This is a genomic window from Sphingomonas rubra, assembly GCF_900115745.1.
GTDB classification, from domain to species: domain Bacteria; phylum Pseudomonadota; class Alphaproteobacteria; order Sphingomonadales; family Sphingomonadaceae; genus Sphingomonas; species Sphingomonas rubra.
The window spans coordinates 41737-62081 of sequence record NZ_FOXP01000009.1; the positions used below are offsets into that span (position 1 = coordinate 41737).

Here is a 20345-nt window from a genome sequence, read left to right on the forward strand (position 1 = left end):
CTCCGCTACGCTGTCACGGGCGCCAGACGTAGTTGGGTGCCGCCGTCACCTCCGCGAGGGGCGCGGTCAGGCCGCCATAGGTCGAGTCACTGTCGAGATCGCCGGCGACGAAGCCGTAGAAGACACCCTTCGAGGCCGAAGCGCCACGCTGTTCGACATCGCCGACCATCTGCGCGGTGCCGGAAAGGACGATCCCCTGTTCATACTCGCCGAGGCCCAGGAAGGTGGTGGCGGCGTGCGCGCGGTCGCGCAGCACGGTGTTGCCGCGGATCACCGACAGGGCGGAGGCGCGCGCGTCGTCGCGCAATGTGCCGCCATAGACCACGGCATGGTCCTCCACCCGCGCGCGGCCGAGCACACTGCCCGACAACACCCGCGCATAGGGGCCGACATAGGCGCCGGACTCGACCGTCGCGCCCGCCGCGACCCAGCCGCCGCCATTGGCGTGGCGATGCCCGCCGGGAACCGGCGAGGGGGCGTTCGCCTGATACCCTTCCGGCATCGCGCCGGTGAACTGCACCATCCAGGGATAGCGGTAGATCGAGTAATAGCCCTGGTCCCAGCGGATATGATGGAAGGTGGAGGGCGTCGCCATCACGATCAGGTACAGGCCGGTGTCGCCCTGCTGGACCGTCAGCGTCGCACGGCCGTCCGCCCCGCGCTGAAGCGGCGAGTAGCGGCTCTTGCCGTCGGCGCCGACCGCGACCAGGCCCCAGCGCCAGTCGGACGAGGGCTGGTCGACCGCCGGCGGGTCGAGCACGAGACCCGGCAGGGTGGTCGTCGCCGGCGCCTGCTGGACGACCCCGCGGAAATCTACGCTGACGCTGCCCGACGCGCCGTCGGGGTGAAGGCGCACGATGTTGTAGCCCCAGCGCTGCGGCGCCCAGGCGGTGGGCACGGCGAAGCGGCGGTTGCCGAGGTCGAGCGGGTCGAGCCGGGTGGAGCGCAGGAAACGGTCGCCCTCCTGCGGCGCGTAGTCGCCGTAATTGCGGCGATACACCGCGCCCTGGTCGCTGCCGTCGGGGTTGGTGTAGTCCCAGTTGGCGTTGTGCATCGCCCAGTCGCCGAACACGTCGTTGAGCTGCGACAGCGTCCAGCCCTGATTGGTCATCAGCACTTCCAGCGGGTCGGCATTCTCGAACCCCGGCTGGCCGCGGCGCGGCGCCCTGTTCCAGATGTCGGACACCGCGCGGTAGCCGAAGCGGTTCTTGACGTATTCGAAGAACTGCCAGCTGCAATAACGCATCCGCGTCGTGCCGTAATAGAGATGCGGATAGTTGACCTGGAAGACCGAGCAGTGAGTGTTCGACCGGAACTCGGGCAGCTGGTGCGTCATCCAGTTGGCGTGATCCTCCCACAGCCAACCGACATAGGGCGAATCCTGCAATCCGCCGGTGCCGCCCTGCAGCGCGTGGGTGAATTCGTGCGCCAGCCCGTGACGGTCGCGCATGCCGCCCGGTCCGATCCACATGCCCGGCGTTCCGGTGGCGTCGATGCCGCCCGACAGGCCGTAACCGGCGCCGACGAACACGTTGACCTTGCGCTTGGCCGCCGAGGAACAGAAGGGCTGGATCATGTCGATCCGGTCGATGAACTGACCCCAGGCCATCTCCAGGAACTCGCCGGCCTCGCGCGCGTCGGCGTCGTTGCTGACCTGGTCGAGCCAGCGGAAGGCGAAGTGCGCAGTCTCGTGGCGGACCGGCATGTCGCGGTTCGCGGCGTCGTGCGGGTCCGGCGCGGCAACCGACCAGGTGCCGGTGACGCAGGCGGAATTGGCGGTGGCGGCGGGTGCGACGGTCGGCGCGGGCGCCGGCGTGGCGATGCCCGTCGGCACGGGTGCCGCGTCGTCTTCCCCGCCGCCGCATCCCGCCAGCGCCATCGAGAGCGCCGCGACGACCAACATCCCGTTCCTCATGTTCTTCACTTCCCGCACGCATGCTGTCCGGCCGCCGTCGCGACCGTGATCTGGATCAAGCTGCCGTCATAGCAGGGTAAGAGGTTGCCGCATCGTTAAGCAGCGGAAATCCCTCGCCAAATCGCCGTTTTGGTCGGGTGCTGTGTCGTGGGTGCGACAATCGGCGGCGGCATCCACAGGCGGCCGCGGTTGCGCTAGGCTGCCGGGCATGAGCATCGCCCCGATTCGCGCCGGCATCGGCGGCTGGACCTTCGAGCCGTGGCGCGGCACCTTCTTTCCGGCGAAATGGCCGCACAAGCGCGAGCTGGAATATGCCGCCGCCCGGCTCTCCGCGATCGAGGTCAACGGCACCTATTATTCCAGCTTCAAGCCCGCGACCTTCGCCGGCTGGCGCGCGCAGGTGCCGGACGGCTTCGTCTTCGCGCTGAAGGCGTCGCGCTACTGCACCAACCGCAAGGTGCTGGCGGAGGCGGGCGAGTCGGTGGCGCGCTTCGTCGCGCAGGGGATCGTCGAGCTGGGTGACCGGCTTGGCCCGATCCTGTGGCAGTTCATGGCGACCAAGAAGTTCGACGCGGACGATTTCCGCGCCTTCCTGGCGCTGCTGCCGCCCGCGGAGGCCGGCGTGACGCTGACCCACGCGGTGCAGGTGCGGCACGAGAGCTTCGCGGTGCCGGCCTTTGTCGAGATGTGCCGCGCGGCGGGGGTGGCGATCGTCTACGCCGACTCGGCCGATTACCCCGCGATCGCCGACGTGGGCGGGCCGATCGTCTACGCGCGGCTGGAGAACGGGGTGGAGGAGGAGCCGGCGGGCTACTCGCCCGCGCAGCTCGATGACTGGGCGGCCAAGGCGAAGGTCTGGGCGGCAGGCGGCCAGCCGGAAGGACTGCCCTACGCCGTGCCCGACCACGCTCCGCCGACGACGCCGCGCGAGACGTTTGTGTTCTTCATCAACGGTGCCAAAATCAGGGCACCCCACGGCGCGATGGCGCTGATCGAGCGGGTGTCGGGGTAGGCTGACCGATCAGGAGATGGTTTCGGTCTGTGTCGGCGGCGCGACGGGGGCGGCCGGGGCGGTGGTCAAGGGAGCGGTGGTGACGGGGGCGGGCGGCACCGGTTGCGGGCCCTGTGCCTGGCCGAGGATGGCGGCGGTCTCGATCACGTCGAGCGCCTGGTGGACCAGGGTGTAGCGGCGGGCTGCGGCGATCCAGCCGCTCGCCTGCGCGGCGCCGGGCAGCTTGGCGACCTCGGCACGGGCGGCGGCGACCTGGCCGTCGTCGAGCAGCCGGCGCGCGCGGGCGAGCCGATCGACCGGGGCGGTGGTGGGCGTGTTCTCGCGCCGCAGCACGACCAGCGTGCCGAGCTCGCGACGAAAGGCGGCGAGCCAGTCGTGGCCGTCGCCGGACTGGAGTTGAGGGGCGAGCGTGTCGAGGCTCTGGCGCAAATCCTCCACCGTGACCGGGTTGCGCGCGGCCGCGATCACCACGGCGACGGCGCGCGGCTGCGCGGCGACGAAGCGGCTGCGCAGCTGCTCCTCCAGATAGCCGAGCGGGGTGCCGCGATCGATTGCGCGGCGGGCGGCGAAAGCGACCATCAGCGCCTCCGCGCGGGTCGCCTGCGCACCGGCGGCGGCGGCGTCGGTCGAGATGGTGGCGGCGCGCGCCTCCAGCGCGGCGAGCTGGGCGGCGAGCGCGGCCTCGCGCGTGACCAGCGTCGCCGGGTCGACCGCGGGCGGCGCGCCGCCGGGGCCGAGCGGCTGCGCGGGGGTGAAACCGGTGGCGACCGGGCGCGCGGCTTCCTTGGCGGCGGTGCGCCCGGCGATCAGCCCGGTGGTGAGCGCGTAACCGGCGAACAGGCCGCCGACGACGAAGGCCAGCAGCAGCAGCGCGAGGACGAGCCCCCAGCGGCGACCGCGGGGGCTGGGGACATCGGCGGGCGCGTGGCTGCTCATCGCCGCCGGTTATCCCCGCGGCGGAGGGCGCGGTCAATCGCCCTGAACACGGGACAGGTCGACCGCGAGCGCGACCAGCGCCTCGTCGCGCGGGTGCGGGGCCGCCGCCACCCGTCGCCAGCCCCCGCCCGCGGCCTCCGCGACCGCCGGGCTGAGCGCGGCGATCGCGATGGCGGTGCGGCGCGAAGGAGCGACCAGCGCGGCGAGGCGCCGGGCGGCGCGGGGCGAGTGGAGCAGCGCGACCGCGCCGGCAAGCGCGTCGACCGCGGCGGGTGCCACCGGTAGCGGCTCCGCGGCGTAGACGGCGAGCACGTCGGCGCCGACCGGATGATGATCGCGCCCGGTCAGGTGGAGCAGGCGCCGCGATCCCGCGCGGGCGGCGAGGCTGGCGGCGTCGGCGTCGCCCGTCGCCTCCACCGCGAAGCCCGCCGCGCATGCCGCCGCCGCCGTTGCCGCGCCGACCGCCAGCACGGGCAGGCGGCGGAGCGCGGCGAGACCGTCGCCGCCGTGGCGAAAGGCGTTGGCGCTGGTCGCGAGCAGCGCGTCGTAGGCGGTGGTCTCGGGCGGCGTCCAGGCGAGGGGGGCGACGGCGAACAGCGGCAGGCGGATCGCGGCGAGCCCGGCTGCCTCGACGCGGGTGGCGGTGCGGGCGTTGCCGGGCTCCGGCCGCAGGATCGCGACCGACCGGTGCGTCACGCGGCGAACAGGCGGCGGACGACGGGCGGCGCGCGATCGAGCAGCTCGGCGGCGAGCGTCGCGCCGCACAGCCGGCCCTGAGTCCCCTCGACCGAGCCGGTGACGTGCGCTTCCCCGTCCTCGGCGAGGAGCTCGGCGCGCAGCGACAGGGTCTCGCCCGCCAGCGAGGCGAGCGCGCCGACCGGCGAGTGGCAGTCGGCGCGCAGCGCGGCGAGCAGCGCGCGCTCGGCGACGATGCAGGCGTGGGTGGCGGGATCGTCGATCGCGCCGACTGCGGCGTGCGCGACCTCGTCGGCGGCACGAACCTCGACGCCGACCGCCCCTTGCGCGGGGGCGGGCAGCATGACGTCGGTAGGGATGGCGTGGCCGACCTCGTCGCGGCCCAGCCGGGCCAAGCCGGCGGCGGCGAGCAGGGTGGCGTCCACCTCGCCCGCCGCCAGCTTGGCGAGACGCGTCTCGACGTTGCCGCGGAACAGCGTGATGGTGAGATCGGGGCGGAGGCGGAGCAGCTGCGCGCGGCGACGCGGGCTGCTGGTGCCGACGCGCGCGTTCCGCGGCAGTGCCTCCACCGAGGCGGCGCCGATCAGTCGGTCGCGCACGTCGGCGCGGGGCAGCGTCGCGGCGATCCGGATGGCGGCGGGGCGAACGGTTTCCACGTCCTTCATCGAGTGGACGGCGGCGTCGATCTCGCCGTCCAGCAGCGCGCGGTCGAGCTCCTTGGTCCACAGCGCCTTGCCGCCGATCTCCGCCAGGGCGCGATCCTGCACCCGGTCGCCGGTGGTACGGATGATGACGGTGGCGACCTCCTCGTCGTGCCAGCCGTGCGCGGCGCACAAGGCGGCACGGACCATCGCCGCCTGGGTGAGGGCGAGCGGCGAACCGCGAGTGCCGAGCCTGAACCGGATCATGCGCGTGCGCCTAGCGGGGGGAGGGGGCGGGCGACAAGGGTTGCGTAGCTCCGCCGTCATGCCGGGCCCGTCCCGGCATCCTAAACCCGTTCGGTGACCATCTCGCTTCACCATGTACGCCACCCCGGCGAAAGCCGGGGCCCAGGTGGGGACGAGTTGATACGAGCCATGCCGCTCCCCCACCAAGACCTTCCCACCTGGGCCCCGGCCTTCGCCGGGGTGGTAGGCGTCGGGGACAAGCGTCGCGTAGCTTCGCCGTCATGCCGGGCTCGTCCCGGCATCCAGAGCGGCGAGCGGTGGTGCTGCTTGGCTCTGGACGCCGGGACGAGCCCGGCGTGACGAAGGACAGGGACCGTCCACGCTCAGAAATCGATGGCGATGCCCTTCTTCTCCCAGTCGCCGTAGCGGACGGGATTCTTGCCCAGCGGGTCGTGCGCGGGTTCGGGCGTGTCCTGCGGCGCGGGTACCGGCGGGTTGGGGGAAAGGTGGGCGGGGGGCTTCAGGTCGGCGGGGCGCTGGCCCATGGGGATGCTCCGGCTTGTGGGGAGAAGATTTGCGACTTCGCGATCACACGTCCACATAGGGGCGATGCCCGCCTCTCCCAAGCAACACTCGCACGCCCCCGAACCATTGGGCGTGCCGACCAGGCGCGCGGCGATCAGGCTGCTCGACGCGGTGCTGCGCCGGGGCGAGTCGCTGGAGGCGGCGCTGCCCGCGGCGACGCGGATGGTGCACGGGCCGGATCGCGGCCTGGCGCACGCGATCGCGGCGGAGACGCTGCGCCGGTTGCCCGACCTCGACGCGCTGATCGACGGCGCGACCGAGCGGGTGCTGCCCGACGATGCCAAGGCACGCACGGCGCTGCGCATCGCGCTGGTGCAGGCGCTGGTGCTCGGCACGCCGCCGCACGCGGCCATCGCGACGGTGCTGCCGCTGGTCGACGGGGGCCCCCGAAAGCTGGTCCACGGGGTGTTCGGCACGCTGATGCGCGGAGGGCTGCTGCTGCCCGAGGTGCCGAGCCTGCCGGCGGACGTCGAGGCGCGCTGGGCGACGGCGTGGGGCGAGGAGATGGTGGCGGACGCCGAGCGCGCGATCGCCGCGCCGCCGCCGCTCGACCTGACGCTGGCCGATCCGGATGTCACGGAGGCGTGGCGCGAACGGCTCGGCGGCGAGAGTGTCGCGCCCGGTCATCTGCGATTGGCCGATCACGCGCCGGTGGCAGAGATGGAGGGATATGCCGAGGGGGCGTGGTGGGTGCAGGACGTCGCCGCCTCCATCCCGGCGCGGCTGATCGGGGCCGGCGACGGGGCTCATGTGCTCGACCTGTGCGCGGCGCCCGGCGGCAAGACGATGCAGCTCGCCGCCGCCGGCTGGCGGGTGACGGCGGTGGATTCGTCGGCGGGGCGGATCAAGCGGCTGCGCGAGAACCTGCACCGGACGCGGTTGAAGGCGGAGGTGGTGCGCGCCGACGTGCTCGACTGGGCGCCGGACGAACCCGCCGACGCGGTGCTGCTCGACGCGCCGTGCAGCGCGACGGGCATCTTCCGCCGCCACCCCGACGTGCTGCACCGGGTACGGCCGGCGGTGGTGGAGGAACTGGCGGGATTGCAGCGCCGGCTGCTGGCGCGGGCGGCGGACTGGGTGAAGCCGGGCGGCACGCTGGTCTACGCCACCTGCTCGCTGGAGCCGGAGGAAGGGGAGCGGCAGCTGGAGCGGTTCCTCCGCGCGCGATCCGATTATGCGCTGGTGCCCGCCGATCCGCAGGTGGTGCCCGCGACCGAGGGGGCGGTGCGCACGCTGCCGGGGATGCTGGCGGGGGGCAATGACGGGTTCTTCGTGGCCAGGCTGGTGCGGGGATAGCCTCGTCATGCCGGGCTCGTCCCGGCATCCCGTGCCAAGCAGCGCTGTGCTCCGTTACACTGGATGCCGGGACGAGCCCGGCATGACGTGGAGGAGCGACTTGCCGAGCGGGGCGGCGATGATACAGGATGCCGTCATGACGCCCGTCCGCATCGCTCCCTCGATCCTTTCCGCCGATTTCGCCAGGCTGGGCGAGGAGGTGCGCGCGATCGACGAGGCGGGCGCCGACTGGATCCACGTGGACGTGATGGACGGGCATTTCGTGCCCAACATCTCGTTCGGCCCCGCGGTGATGAAGGCGATCCGGCCGGTCACGACCAAGCCGTTCGACGTCCACCTGATGATCGCGCCGGTCGACCCGTATCTGGAGGCGTTCGCGGAGGCCGGCGCCGACTGCATCACCGTGCACGTGGAGGCGGGGCCGCACATCCACCGCACGGTTCAGCGGATCAAGGCGCTGGGCTGCCGCGCGGGCGTGGTGCTGTGCCCGGGGACGCCGGCCAAGATGCTCGACTATCTGCTCGACACGGTCGACCTGGTGCTGGTGATGAGCGTCAATCCCGGCTTCGGCGGGCAGCACTTCATTCCGTCGCAGCTCAAGAAGATTGCCGCGATCCGCAAGATGATCGACGCGGGCGGGCGGGCGATCGACCTGGAGGTGGACGGCGGCATCGACCCGGAGACCGCGAGGGCGTGCATCGAGGCGGGCGCCGACGCGCTGGTGGCGGGAACGGCGGTGTTCCGCGGTGGTCCGGCCGCCTACGCCGCCAACATTGCGGCGCTTCGCGGCGGGTGAGCGACGCCGACCTCGATCCGGGCCTCGACGGGATCGAGGAGGGACGGCGGCTGATGCGCGTCGGCGGCGACAAGGGATTGTCGCTGGCCGAGCGGCTGTCGGAGCGGTTCCACGCGCTGACCTGGCGGACGCCGATCCACGCCATGCGGCTGAAGGGCCGCTATCCGCTGAAGCTGGTGGCGGTGCCCGATGATCCCGTGCTGGGCGACGTGGCGCGCGGGCAGGCGCTGCTGAGGGGGCAGATGGCGTTCCGCGGCGAGGTACGGAGCATCGACTCGCTCGATTTCGTGCGAGGCGAGTGGGGTCGGCCGTTCGGCACCTATCTCCACTCCTTCGCGTGGCTGCGCGACCTGTCGACGGTGGCGACCCGCGCGCAAGGGGCGCCGATCGCCGAGGGGCTGATGGCGCGCTGGCTGGAACAACATGCCGACCGCGTCGGCGGTCCGGCCTGGACGCCCGAACATTGGGGACGGCGCATCCTGCACTGGACCGCGCACGCGCCGCTGATCCTGTCGTCGACCGACCTGATCTATCGCAGCCGCGTACTCAACGCGCTGGCCCGCGGCGCCCGGCACCTCGATCGCGGCGCGGACAAGGCGCCGCCGGGGCCGGGCCGGATCGCGGCGTGGTGCGGCGTGGTGACGGCCGGGCTGCTGATCCCGGGCGGCGACCCGCGGCGCGCGTTCGGCGAGGCGGGGCTGGCGCGCGCGCTGGCAACCGGGCTGTTCGACGACGGCGGCGCGGTATCGCGCAGCCCGGCGATGCTGCTCGACACGGTGGCGCTGCTCGCCGCGCTGCGCGAGGTGTACGCGGCGCGGCGCGAGGCGGTGCCGGGCGCCGTGGCGACCGCGCTCGCCCGGAGCGTGCCGGCGCTGCTGGGCGTGATGCACGGCGACCGGATGCTGTCGAGCTGGCAGGGTGCGGGCCCCTCCACGCCCGAGCACGTCGCGGCGGTGATCGAGGCGAGCGGGGTGCGTACGCGGCCCCTGCGCCAGTCGCGCGACTGGGGATACCAGCGGCTGGCGGCGGGCGGCGCGGTGCTGATCGTCGATGCCGCGCCGCCGCCGGTGGCGCGCGTCGTCGAGGGCGGGTGCGCGTCGACGCTGGCGTTCGAGTTCTCCGACGGGGCGGAGCGGCTGATCGTCGGCTGCGGCGGCGCGCGGGCCGGGCTGGCGACGCTGCCCGCCGGGTTAATCGAGGGGCTGCGGACCACGGCGGCGCACTCCACGCTGACGCTGGGCGACTCCAACTCCACCGCGATTCACGCCGACGGCACGCTGGGGCGCGGCGTCACCGAGGTCGAGCTGTCGCGCCAGGAATCGGAGGGGGCGAGCCGGATCGAGGCGAGCCATGACGGCTATGTCCGCCGCTGGGGCTTCCGCCATCGCCGCCAGCTGCTGCTGACCGGCGACGGGCGCGAGCTGCGCGGCGAGGACCAGTTGTTGCCCGAGGGGCGCCGGCGGCAGGTACGCGGCGTGCGCTTCGCGCTGCGCTTCCACCTGGGGCTGGGGGTGGAAGGATCGCCGACCCCGGACGGGCAGGGCGCGATCCTGCGGCTGCCCGGCGGCAGGCTGTGGCAATTCCGCTGCCGCGGCGGCGGGCTGGGCGTGGAGGAGAGCGTGTGGGTCGATGGCGAGGGGCGGCCGCGATCGACGTGGCAGCTGATCGTCTCCGGCGAGGCACCGGCGGGCGGCGCGCATGTCAGCTGGGCCTTGAAGCGCGCGCTGTGACCGGCCAAGGGCCGCGACCATGAGCCAGATTCCCGTCCGCCGCGCGCTTCTCTCCGTTTCCGACAAGACGGGGGTGGTCGATCTCGCCCGCGCGCTGGCGGAGGCGGGGGTGGAGCTGGTGTCGACCGGGGGCACCGCCAAGGCGCTGCGCGACGCGGGATTGCAGGTGAAGGACGTATCCGACCTGACCGGTTTTCCGGAGATGATGGACGGACGGGTCAAGACGCTGCACCCGACCGTTCATGGCGGGCTGCTGGCGGTGCGCGACGATCCGGCCCATGCCGCCGCGATGGAGGCGCACGGGATCGGCGCGATCGACCTGGTGGTGGTCAACCTCTACCCGTTCGAGGCGACCGTCGCGCGCGGCGCGGGGCGGGACGAGGTGGTCGAGAATATCGACATCGGGGGCCCCAGCATGGTGCGGTCGGCGGCGAAGAACCACGCCTATGTCGCGTGTCTCACCGATCCGGCCGATTACGCCGGCGTGATCGACGAGGTGCGCGGCGGCGGCACGACGATCGAGACGCGGGCGCGGCTGGCGGCCAAGGCGTTCGCGGCGACCGCGGCCTATGATTCGGCGATCGCGCAGTGGTTCGCCTTCGCCGATCAGGGCGAGCGTTTTCCGCAGACGCTGCCGCTCGCCTTCGTACGCCACGCCGACGAACTGCGCTACGGCGAGAACCCGCATCAGGCCGCGGCGCTCTACCTGCCGCGCCAGCCGTTCGCGCATGGCGTGGGGCAGGCCGACCTGATCCAGGGCAAGGCGCTGAGCTACAACAATCTGAACGATGCCGACGCGGCGATGGAGCTGGTCGCCGAGTTCCGCGACGGGCCGCCGACGGTGGTGATCGTCAAGCACGCCAATCCGTGCGGCGTGGCGAGCGGAGACACGCTGGTCAAGGCGTACCGGGCGGCGTTCGCCTGCGACAGCGTGTCGGCGTTCGGCGGCATCGTCGCGGTCAACCGGCCGCTCGACGGCGAGACGGCGGAGGCGATCGCGGGCATCTTCACCGAAGTGGTGGTGGCGCCGGGCGCCGACGACGATGCGCGGGCGGTGTTCGCGAGGAAGAAGAACCTGCGGCTGTTGCTGACCGGCGAGTTGCCCGATCCGGTGCGGCCCGGCCTGGCGGTCAAGTCGATCGCGGGCGGGCTGCTGGTCCAGTCACGCGACGGCGGGCGGCTCGGCGACCTGACGGTGGTGACGAAGCGCCAGCCGACCAGCCAAGAACTCGCCGACTGCCGCTTCGCGTGGGTCGTGGCCAAGCACGTCAAGTCGAACGCGATCGTCTATGCCAAGGACGGCAGCACGGCGGGGATCGGCGCGGGGCAGATGAACCGGCTGGAATCGGCACGGATCGCGGCGTGGAAGGCGAAGGATGCCGCCGACAAGGCGGGCTGGGAGAGCCCGCGCACGATCGGCTCGGCGGTGGCGTCGGACGCGTTCTTCCCCTTCGCCGACGGGCTGATGGCGGCGGTGGAGGCGGGGGCGACGGCGGTGATCCAGCCGGGCGGCTCGATCCGCGACGACGAGGTGATCGCCGCCGCCGACGAGGCCGGTCTCGCGATGGTGTTCACGGGGATGCGCCACTTCCGGCATTGATGCTCGGCGCTCCCCCGGACGGGAGTGGTGGCGAACCTCCTTTTACCTTCCCTGGCGAAGGCCGGGGCCCAGTTGGGAAGAGCTGGGTAGTAGCTCGAACCGCTACCCAACTGGGCCCCGGCCTTCGCCGGGGAACAAGGTGGATCGTAATAGTGCCTTGGCAGGGGAAGGCCGCAAGCTCACCGCACCGGTGCGCCGACGTTGGGAAGGGTCGCCGTGTCGCTGCTCGGCACGCTGCCGAACAGCGCCCGGTCGGCGGGACCGAAGGCGAAGCGCCACAGGATGGTCAGGTAGGTCGCGGCGATTGCGGGCAGGCCGACGACCAGCTCGATCCATTCCAGCCGGTGCGGCAGCAGCGTGAAGCCGGCGCCGACCGTCGCCGCCGCCCCGATCGCCCAGAACAGGGCCGGGCGCAGCGGCGACACCGACGCGCCGAGCAGGCGGCGAAGCAGCCCCGCCTTGATGACCGAGGTGAGGCCCAGGCTGACCGCGAGCGCCACCGCGACGCCCGCCGCCTGCCACGCGACCGGCCAGCCGAGCGCGCGCATGCCGAGGACAGCCACGAAGCTGAGCCCGATTTGGAAGCCGAGCATCGCGACCGAGATCAGCAGGTTGCGGTGACGCGCGACATAGACCAGCGCGGTCTCCGCCACGGCGCCGGTGGAGGCGAGGACCTCGCCGAGCAGCAGAAAGGCGAGCGCGGCGGTGCCGGCGACGAACTGCGGGCCGACGATGCCCATCACCGCCTCACCCGGGATCGATCCCATCAGCGCGAGCAGACTCTGCGCGGCGACGATCCAGAAGGCGACCTGGCGCACCTGCCGCGCGATCGCGGGCCGGTCGTCGTCGGCCAGTGCCTGGGTGATGACGGGGCCGAGCACGGGGTCGAAGCTGGTCTTCAGCTTCTGCGGCAATGACGCGACCTGCTGCGCCATATAGTAGATGCCGACCACCGACGGCGCGAACAGCAGGCCGAGGATGAAGCGGTCGACGTTGCGGCTGCCCCATTCGAGCGCGTCGGCGCCCGCGAGCGGCGCGTTGGCCCGCGCGAGCGCGGCGAGGCCGCGGACCTGCGGGCTCCAGCCGTGGGGCAGGCCGTAGGCGCGGATAAAGGGCACGATGCTGGCGATCAGCGCCGCCGCCATCGACGCGACGTAGGATAGGACGAGGCCGTCGCGGATCGTGAAGAAGGAGAAGCACCAGGCGGCGACCGAGATCGTCCACGGCTCCACCACCGCGCGCGCGGTCACCGCCGCCTTGACGTCGTGGCGATAGGCGAGCGCGGCCAGGCTGACGTCCGACCAGGCGATCGCGACGACGATCAGCGACAGCCAGCGGTCGAGCCCGACCACGGGCGTGTTGGGATAAAGGAGCTGCGGAAAGCTCCACAACACCGCGCTGGCGACGAGCGACAGCACGAGGGCGAGCGCCATGCCGTCCCAGACGACGTGCGCGTGCGGCCGCTCGCTCGTCGACAGCGCCTGGGCGAGGCCGCGCTTGAGACCCAGCGTGGCGAGCAGCGCGGCGAGTTCCACCACCACCACCGCGATGGCGAAGCGGCCGACCAGATCGGGACCGTAGAGGCGGCCGGCGATGAACAGGAACGGGATGCGCGCGACGAGCCGCAGGATGAACCCCGCGATGTTGGTGCGGCCGCCTTTGGCGAGTGCGTCGATATCAGCCGACTGGGCCATCAACCGGTAGTCGCGCGCTCAAGAGCCTCCCCGGCGGAGGCCGGGGTCCAGTTGGGACGGCGTGGGTGATCGGTCACCGACGTTCCCCAACTAGGCCCCGACCTTCGCCGGGGAAGTAGAAGGTGATTGGCTGGATCAATGCGCCGCGCCCCAGCTGTGGCCGGTGCCGATCTCGACGCCGAGGGGAACGGACAGCTTCACCGCGGGCTCGGCGGCGGTGGCCATGACGTCGCGGATCACCGCCGACGCCGCCTCCACGTCCGCCTCCGGCAGTTCAAAGACGAGTTCGTCGTGGACCTGGAGGAGCATCCTGACATGGCCGAGGCCCGCGGTGACGAGTGCGGGTTCCATGCGGATCATGGCGCGCTTGATGATGTCGGCGCTGGTGCCCTGGATCGGCGCGTTGATCGCGGCGCGCTCGGCGCCCTGACGCTCGTTCTGCTGGCGGCTCTTGATGCGTGGGAAGTGCGTCTTGCGGCCGAACAACGTCTCGGTGAAGCCGCGCTCGCGGACCTGCGTCAGCGTCTCCGCCATGTAGCGGTTGACGCCGGGGAAGCGCTCGAAATAGCGGTCGATCATTCCTTGCGCCTCGTCCGCCGACACGTCGAGGCGGCCGGCGAGGCCCCAGCGACTGATGCCGTAGAGGATGGCGAAGTTGATCGTCTTGGCGCGGGCACGGGTGTCGCGGTTGACCTCGCCGAACAGCTCGGTGGCGGTGAGCGAGTGGATGTCGTCGCCGTTGGCGAAGGCGTCGCGCAGTGCGGGCACGTCGGCCATGTGCGCGGCGAGGCGCAGCTCGATCTGCGAGTAATCGGCGGCGAGCAGCACGTGGCCGTCCTCCGCCACGAACGCCTCGCGGATCTGGCGCCCGACCTCGGTGCGGATGGGAATGTTCTGGAGGTTGGGCTCGGTCGACGACAGCCGGCCGGTCTGCGCGCCGGTCAGCGAGTAGCTGGTGTGGACGCGCCCCGTCTTCGGGTTGATCTGCGCCTGGAGCGCGTCGGTATAGGTGTTCTTGAGCTTGGTCAGCTGGCGCCATTCGAGCACCTTCCTGACCACGTCGGTATGCGGCCCCTTCTCGCGCGCGATCCGCTCCAGCTCCGTCACGTCGGTGGAGTAGACGCCGGACTTGCCCTTGCGCCCACCCTTCAGGCCGAGGCGGTCGAACAATACGTCGCCCAGTTGCTTGGGGCTGCCGATGGTGAAGGGGCCACCGGCGAGGTCGTGGACCTCCTTCTCCGTAATGGCGATCTGCTGCGCGAACTCCTCCGACAAGGCGGCGAGGCGGGCGCGGTCGACCTTGATGCCGCGCCGCTCCATGCGCGCGACGACGGGGACGAGCGGGCGGTCGACCATCTCGTAGACGCGGGTCGATCCTTCGGCGGGGAGGCGCGCCTTGAAGCGCTTCCACAGCCGGTAGGTCACGTCGGCGTCCTCGGCGGCGTAGCGGGTTGCCGAGGGAAGGTCGACTTCGTGGAAGCCGCGCTGCGATTTGCCGGTGCCGACCACGTCCTTGTACGCGATGCAGCTGTGCGACAGGTGCGTGGCGGCGAGCTCGTCCATGCCGTGGCCGTGGAGGCCGGCGTCGAGGTCGAAGCTCATCACGATCGTGTCGTCGTGCGGGGCCACGTCGATGCCGCGCTCACCGAGCACGATCATGTCGAACTTCAGATTGTGGCCGATCTTGAGGACGGCCGGGTCCTCCAGCAGCGGCTTGAGCCTGGCCAGCGCCACCTCGGGCGAGAGCTGGACGGGCGTCTCGGCGAGCAGGTCGGTGCCGCCGTGCGCGAGCGGCACGTAGCAGGCGAGATTGGGGTGCAGCGCCAGGCTGATGCCGACCAGCTCCGCCTGCGTCGCGTCGGTGGAGCTCGTCTCAGTATCGACCGCGACCCAGCCCTGGTGGCGGGCAATGGTGATCCAACGGTCGAGCGCGTCCTCGTCTACCACCGTCTCGTAAGCGGCGTGGTCGCAGGGCGGGTCCTCCTCCATCGGCACCGAGGCGGGGGTGGCGACGGGCGCGTCGGCGACGCCGCTGCCACCGCCCAGCTTGGCGAGCAGCGACTTGAACCCGTGATGTTCCAGGAACGCGCGCAAGGGAGCGTCGGGAATGCCCTTCAGCGCCAGGTCGTCGAGCGGTTCGGGCAAGGCCACGTCGCAGCGCAGCGTCACCAGTTCGCGGCTGAGGCGGGCGGCGTCGGCGTGCTCGACGAGATTGTCCTTGAGCTTGCCCTTCTTGAACGCGGGCGTCTGCGCGGCGGCGAGGACGCCGGCGAGGTCGCCATGCTCCGCGATCAGCTTGGCCGCCGTCTTCGGGCCGACGCCGGGTACGCCGGGGACGTTGTCGACCGAATCGCCCATCAGCGCGAGCACGTCGCCCAGCTTGTCGGGGCCGACGCCGAACTTCTCCTCGACATAGGCGGGGCCGAGGCGGCGGTTGTTCATCGTGTCGTACAGGTCGACCGACGGGTCGGTCATCAGCTGCATCAGGTCCTTGTCGCTGGACACGATGGTGACCGACCAGCCCTGCGCCAGCGCCGCCTTGGTGTAGCAGGCGATGATGTCGTCCGCCTCCAGCCCCTCCGTCTCGATACAGGGCAGTGAGAAGGCGCGGGTGGCGTCGCGGATCATCGGGAATTGGGGCACGAGATCGGGCGGCGGCGGCGGGCGGTGCGCCTTGTACTGGTCGTACAGGTCGTTGCGGAAGGTCTTGGACGACTTGTCGAGGATCACCGCCATGTGCGTCGGGCCGTCAGCGGCGTGGACCTCGTCGGCGAGCTTCCACAACATGGTGGTGTAGCCGTAGACCGCCCCGACCGGCTCGCCATGCTTGTTGGTGAGCGGCGGCAGCCGGTGATAGGCGCGGAAGATGTAGCCGGAGCCGTCGACGAGGTAGAGATGGGGCATCGCCCGCCGATGTAGCGGGTTCGGGCGGCCCGTGCAGCCCCCGTGTGGCGCTACTCCGCGGCGACGGGGACGGCGCGCTGCCCGAACCTCGCACCGGGCGAGAGGCGGGGAACGAGCAGAACGAGCGCGAGCGCCGCTGCCGCCCCCGCGATCGCGTCGATGGCGATCGGCCCGGCGGTGACCGGACGCAGCACGATCAGGTGGCCGATCGCCGTCGCGAGGATCGTGCCCGCCAGCGCCGGCCGCAGCCAGCGCGCCGCCACCGCCGCGGGCCGCACCGCGGCGACCAGCGTGCCGAGCGCGAGCCCGCCCCAGAACATGCCGGTGAGCGGCGCCTCCGCCCCCATCACGGCGCGCAGCCAGGCGGCGAAGACGAGCAGCAGCGGCGTGCCCCAGATCACCCAGTCCCAGGCGGCGCGCAGGTGGTCGCCGCCGAGCCCACGGCGGCGCCGCCGCTCCAGCCACAGCGACGTGCCGGTGGCGGTGATCCCGCACAGCGCGCCGCCGAAGAGCATGTAGGCGAGCTCCACGGCCAAGCCGCCGTAATTGCCGAAATGGAGGTTGTAGCTGGATGCCGCCACCTGCTTGCCGATCGCGCCGTCGGACAAGCCCAGGCTGCCGTGCCAGAGGCCGGCGGCGTCGAAGGTGTAGGTGTCGCCGTAGATCAGCCGCCGGGGATGTTCGGCGATGATCTGGACGTGCTGCCCCCGGGTGCCGGGATCGTGGACGATGACGTAGGTCGGCACCGCCTGCGGCACGCGGGTGGCGAGCGTGCGCAGCGCGACGGCGATGTCGGGCAGCGGCGCGGGGGCGGGATCAGGCGTGGGCTCCGTCCCGAACACGGGGGCGTAGGCGCGGGCGAGGTCGCCGCCGGTATAGGCACGGGCGAGCACGGTGTAGCCGACGCTGCCGAGGCCGATCACCGCGCCGGTCAGCGATACCGCCAGCGCGAAGGGCAAGGTCCACACGCCCAGCCGGTTGTGCCAGTCGGCGCGGGCGAGCTGCGCGTCGTGGCGGCTGCGCAGACGGAACGCGTCGCGCAGGATGCGGGGATGCGCCAGCACGCCGGTGACGATCAGCGCCAGCATCGCCACGCCCAGCGCGCCGACCACGATCATGCCCCAGGCCAGCGGCAGGTGGAGATATTCGTGCAGGCCGATCAGGAACTCCGTCCAGGCATGTGCCTCGGGTGCGACGACGCGGCCGGTGCCGTCGACGTACCAGCCGCCGTGATCGGTGGTGACCACCGGACGCGGCAGGTCGTCCGTCGGCATGCGCAGGTAGAGGTGGGTGGTGCGCGGCTTGCCCGCATCCTGCGCGAGGCCCGCGGCGATCGCCGCCTGTGCCGCGGCCGGGGAGATCGTCGTCGCCTCCGCCACCGCCGGCTGTTCCCAGCGCTGCCAGCGATCGTGGATCACCACCAGCGTGCCCGACAGCGCGATCAGGTAGAGGAGCGCGCCAGCGAGCAGCCCGACGGCGGCGTGGCCGCCCAGTGCGCGGCGCACCAGCGTGCCGCCGCTCACGCCGCGCTCCACAGCAGCAGGCCGGCGACCGCCGCCACGGCGGGAGGGGCGACCATGCGCGCGGTGCTGGCGCGGGTCATCTGCACCGCCATGATCGCGGTCCACAGGACCGGTTGCAGGAACAGCGCGAGCACGGTGGTGTTCGCGTCGTCCCACCCGGCCCGTCGCGCCAGTGCCTGGAGCCCGAAGGCGAGCCCCTGCGCCGCGACGAACGCCACCGGCACGACCAGCGCGAACACCGCGACGCGACGCGCGACATCGCGGGCATGATGGGGAACGTGGACGGCCGGCGCCTCGCGCGGGGGGCGCATCGTGCGCGGGGCAGAGATGGCGGCCGCGTGCAGCACCAGCGCGAGCGCGGCGACGATGGCGACCGTCGTGCCGACCGCCAGCCCCCAGGCGCCGTCCTTCACCACGAGCACCACCAGCGCGACCGCCGCGATCGCCCAGCCGATCGGGGCCGCGCCGCGCCGGCCCGCCCAGCCCAGGCGGACGAGCAGCATCGCCGCAACGATCGCCGCCAGCGCGAGCGCGATCATGCGGAGGCTCGCACCGGGATGGGATGGGAAGCGATCATGCGGCGACGATAGCTCGTCCGCTATTGCAAATCAATCGCGTGATAGCGCCCGTGCTTGCGGCCGCGGGCGGCAACGACCATGTCGCGCGCCATGACCAGCATCACCGTCGCCGCGCTGCAACTCGGCTTTTCCGCCGATATCGATCGCAACATCGCCAACGTCTCGCGGTTGATCCGCGAGGCGGCGGAGCGGGGAGCGGAGGTGATCCTGCCGCCCGAGCTGTTTGAGGGCGAGTATTTCTGCCGGGTCGAGGACGAGGGATTGTTCGCCAACGCCGCGCCGGTGGGCGAGCACAAGGCGGTGCTGGCGATGCAGGCGCTGGCGGAGGCGCTGCGCGTGACGATCCCGACCAGCTTCTTCGAGAAGGACGGGCCGCATTACTATAACAGCCTGGCGATGATCGGGCCGGACGGCGAGGTGCAGGGCGTTTATCGCAAGAGCCACATCCCCGACGGGCCGGGGTATGAGGAGAAATTCTACTTCCGCCCCGGCAACACCGGCTTCAAGGTGTGGGAGGGGCCGCCGTCCGATCGGTCGGCCAAGCTCGGCGTGGGCGTGTGCTGGGACCAATGGTATCCGGAAACGGCGCGCGCGATGATGCTGATGGGGGCGGAACTGCTGTTCTACCCCACCGCGATCGGCAGCGAGCCGCATGATACCAGCCTCGATACCGCGCGGCTGTGGCGGCGCGCGATGGTCGGCCACGCGGTGTCGAACGTGGTGCCGGTGATCGCGGCTAACCGCATCGGCACGGAGCACGGCCAGCATTTCTACGGCACCAGTTTCATCTGCGACGAGCGCGGCGACATCGTCGCGGAACTGGGACGGGAGGACGAGGGCGTCATCACTGCGACGCTCGACCTGGACGTGGTGCGGCGCCACCGCGCGGCCTTCGGTTTCTTCCGCGATCGGCGGCCGGAGCTGTACGGGCGGCTCGTCGCCGACGTCTAGGACGGATCGACATTCAACGCTTCGCCTCATCATCCACCCCGGCGAAGGCCGGGGTCCAGCTGGGAGACGCGAACGGTCGGTCGTCGCACCTCTTCCACAACCTTCCCGACTGGACCCCGGCCTTCGCCGGGGTGGGAAAATGCCGAATGTCGATCCGGCCTAGGCGGCGGGAGCGGCGCCGACCGCGGGCGAGGCCGTGGGGCTGGGCCTGGGCTCGGCCATGCTGTTCGCGGGCTTGCGCTCGCAGGCGGTGAGCAGGAAAACGGCGAGAAGAAGCGGGCGCATGGATCGGTAACAGCCATGCTGGCGGCGGCGTTCCGGCGCGGCTAGGGCGACGATGGATAAAGGAGAGCGGCATGGACATGATCGGCGTGATCGGGGCGGGGCAGATGGGCGCGGGCATCGCGCAGGTGTCGGCGGCGGCGGGATACCAAGTGCTGCTCGCCGACGTGTCCAAGGCACAGGCGGAGAAGGGGCTGGCGGGCATCGCCAAGCAGCTCGACCGGCAAGTGGCCAAGGAGAAGATCGACGCCGCGACGCGCGACGCGATCCTCGGGCGGATCGAGCCGGTCGACAGCGTCGCCGCGATGGGCGACTGCGGCCTGGTCATTGAGGCGGCGACCGAGCGGGAGGCGATCAAGCGGCAGATCTTCGCGGAGGTCGGCGCGGTGATGAAGGACGGTGCGATCCTGGCGTCGAACACCTCGTCGATCCCGATCACGCGGCTGGCGCAGGCGGCGCCCGACGCAGCCCGGTTCGTCGGCGTGCACTTCTTCAATCCGGTGCCGGTGATGGGGCTGATCGAGCTGATCCGCGGCCTTGCCACCTCCGACGAGACGGTGGGCGTGGTCGAGGCCTATGCCGAGCGGCTGGGCAAGCGGGTGGTGCGTGCCAACGACGCGCCGGGCTTCATCGTCAACCGCGTGCTGATGCCGATGCTGAACGAGGCGTGCTTCGCCTTGGGCGAGGGCGTGGCTACGATCCCGGACATCGACGCGGCGTGCCAGCTGGGGCTCAACCATCCGATGGGGCCGCTGACGCTGGCCGATTTCATCGGGCTCGACACCTGCCTGGAGATCACGCGCGTGCTGTTCGAGGGGACGGGCGATCCCAAGTTCCGCCCGGCGCCGTTGCTGGTGAAATATGTCGAGGCGGGCTGGTTCGGGCGCAAGTCGGGGCGCGGGTTCTACGACTATTCGGGCGCGGAGCCGGTGCCGACGCGATAGGCCCACGCGTTGACTC

At 71.8% G+C, this 20345-nt stretch carries 17 protein-coding genes; 7 read left to right on the top strand and 10 right to left on the bottom strand.

Going from position 1 to position 20345, the window contains the following annotated elements; all coding sequences use genetic code 11:
• Positions 1-13 precede the first annotated feature (13 nt).
• Positions 14-1915, bottom strand: a complete 1902-nt coding sequence (locus tag BM145_RS11735) for an Svx/AvrXca family virulence/avirulence protein (protein ID WP_093333839.1) — start codon at positions 1913-1915, stop codon at positions 14-16.
• Positions 1916-2123: 208 nt separating this feature from the next.
• Between BM145_RS11735 and BM145_RS11740 the strand changes: the two genes are divergently transcribed.
• Positions 2124-2927 (top strand): DUF72 domain-containing protein, encoded by an 804-nt coding sequence (locus tag BM145_RS11740; protein ID WP_093333840.1) that lies wholly within the window; start codon positions 2124-2126, stop codon positions 2925-2927.
• 9 nt (positions 2928-2936) lie between these two features.
• Here BM145_RS11740 and BM145_RS11745 read toward each other — a convergent pair whose 3' ends face one another.
• The 4 genes from BM145_RS11745 to BM145_RS11760 form a co-directional block, all read right to left on the bottom strand.
• The gene (locus BM145_RS11745) at positions 2937-3863 is read right to left on the bottom strand and encodes an MICOS complex subunit MIC60 (protein ID WP_093333841.1); all 927 of its coding nucleotides are present in this window, start codon (positions 3861-3863) and stop codon (positions 2937-2939) included.
• Positions 3864-3896: 33 nt separating this feature from the next.
• Positions 3897-4559 (bottom strand): uroporphyrinogen-III synthase, encoded by a 663-nt coding sequence (locus BM145_RS11750; protein ID WP_093333842.1) that lies wholly within the window; start codon positions 4557-4559, stop codon positions 3897-3899.
• Positions 4556-5467 (bottom strand): hydroxymethylbilane synthase, encoded by a 912-nt coding sequence (gene hemC, locus BM145_RS11755; RefSeq protein ID WP_093333843.1) that lies wholly within the window; start codon positions 5465-5467, stop codon positions 4556-4558. Before hemC ends, BM145_RS11750 begins: the two co-directional genes overlap by 4 nt.
• A 362-nt stretch (positions 5468-5829) precedes the next feature.
• Positions 5830-5991: a DUF1674 domain-containing protein gene (locus BM145_RS11760; protein ID WP_093333844.1), complete on the bottom strand. Its 162-nt coding sequence runs from the start codon at positions 5989-5991 to the stop codon at positions 5830-5832.
• A 64-nt stretch (positions 5992-6055) separates the two neighbouring features.
• Between BM145_RS11760 and BM145_RS11765 the strand changes: the two genes are divergently transcribed.
• The 4 genes from BM145_RS11765 to purH all read left to right on the top strand — a co-directional run bounded on the left by BM145_RS11765 (position 6056) and on the right by purH (position 11453).
• On the top strand, positions 6056-7327 hold the full coding sequence (locus tag BM145_RS11765; protein ID WP_093333845.1) for an RsmB/NOP family class I SAM-dependent RNA methyltransferase: 1272 nt from the start codon (positions 6056-6058) through the stop codon (positions 7325-7327).
• 136 nt (positions 7328-7463) lie between these two features.
• Entirely contained in the window at positions 7464-8123 is a 660-nt protein-coding gene (gene rpe, locus BM145_RS11770) for a ribulose-phosphate 3-epimerase (RefSeq protein WP_093333963.1), read from the top strand.
• 53 nt (positions 8124-8176) lie between these two features.
• Positions 8177-9853: a heparinase II/III family protein gene (locus BM145_RS11775; RefSeq protein WP_093333964.1), complete on the top strand. Its 1677-nt coding sequence runs from the start codon at positions 8177-8179 to the stop codon at positions 9851-9853.
• A gap of 19 nt (positions 9854-9872) precedes the next feature.
• On the top strand, positions 9873-11453 hold the full coding sequence (purH, locus tag BM145_RS11780) for a bifunctional phosphoribosylaminoimidazolecarboxamide formyltransferase/IMP cyclohydrolase (RefSeq protein ID WP_093333846.1): 1581 nt from the start codon (positions 9873-9875) through the stop codon (positions 11451-11453).
• A gap of 179 nt (positions 11454-11632) precedes the next feature.
• Here the strand turns inward: purH and BM145_RS11785 are convergent, their stop codons facing one another.
• The 4 genes from BM145_RS11785 to BM145_RS11800 form a co-directional block, all read right to left on the bottom strand.
• The gene (locus tag BM145_RS11785) at positions 11633-13147 is read right to left on the bottom strand and encodes a lipopolysaccharide biosynthesis protein (protein ID WP_093333847.1); all 1515 of its coding nucleotides are present in this window, start codon (positions 13145-13147) and stop codon (positions 11633-11635) included.
• A gap of 135 nt (positions 13148-13282) precedes the next feature.
• Entirely contained in the window at positions 13283-16051 is a 2769-nt protein-coding gene (gene polA / locus BM145_RS11790; RefSeq protein WP_093333848.1) for a DNA polymerase I, read from the bottom strand.
• Between the two features lie 50 nt (positions 16052-16101).
• Positions 16102-17574, bottom strand: coding sequence for a PepSY-associated TM helix domain-containing protein (locus BM145_RS11795; protein ID WP_245739299.1), 1473 nt, complete (start codon positions 17572-17574; stop codon positions 16102-16104).
• Positions 17571-18113, bottom strand: a complete 543-nt coding sequence (locus BM145_RS11800; protein ID WP_093333849.1) for a hypothetical protein — start codon at positions 18111-18113, stop codon at positions 17571-17573. Before BM145_RS11800 ends, BM145_RS11795 begins: the two co-directional genes overlap by 4 nt.
• 129 nt (positions 18114-18242) lie before the next feature.
• On the opposite strand from BM145_RS11800, the gene aguB reads away from it, so the two are divergent.
• Positions 18243-19103 (top strand): N-carbamoylputrescine amidase, encoded by an 861-nt coding sequence (gene aguB / locus BM145_RS11805; RefSeq protein WP_093333966.1) that lies wholly within the window; start codon positions 18243-18245, stop codon positions 19101-19103.
• 159 nt (positions 19104-19262) lie between these two features.
• On the opposite strand, the gene BM145_RS16535 is transcribed toward aguB, so the two are convergent.
• Positions 19263-19388 carry a hypothetical protein gene (locus BM145_RS16535; RefSeq protein ID WP_281244362.1) on the bottom strand — a complete coding sequence of 42 codons (126 nt, stop codon included), beginning with the start codon at positions 19386-19388 and terminating at the stop codon, positions 19263-19265.
• A 71-nt stretch (positions 19389-19459) separates the two neighbouring features.
• On the opposite strand from BM145_RS16535, the gene BM145_RS11810 reads away from it, so the two are divergent.
• Positions 19460-20329, top strand: coding sequence for a 3-hydroxyacyl-CoA dehydrogenase NAD-binding domain-containing protein (locus BM145_RS11810; protein ID WP_093333850.1), 870 nt, complete (start codon positions 19460-19462; stop codon positions 20327-20329).
• The last annotated feature ends 16 nt before the right edge of the window (positions 20330-20345 follow it).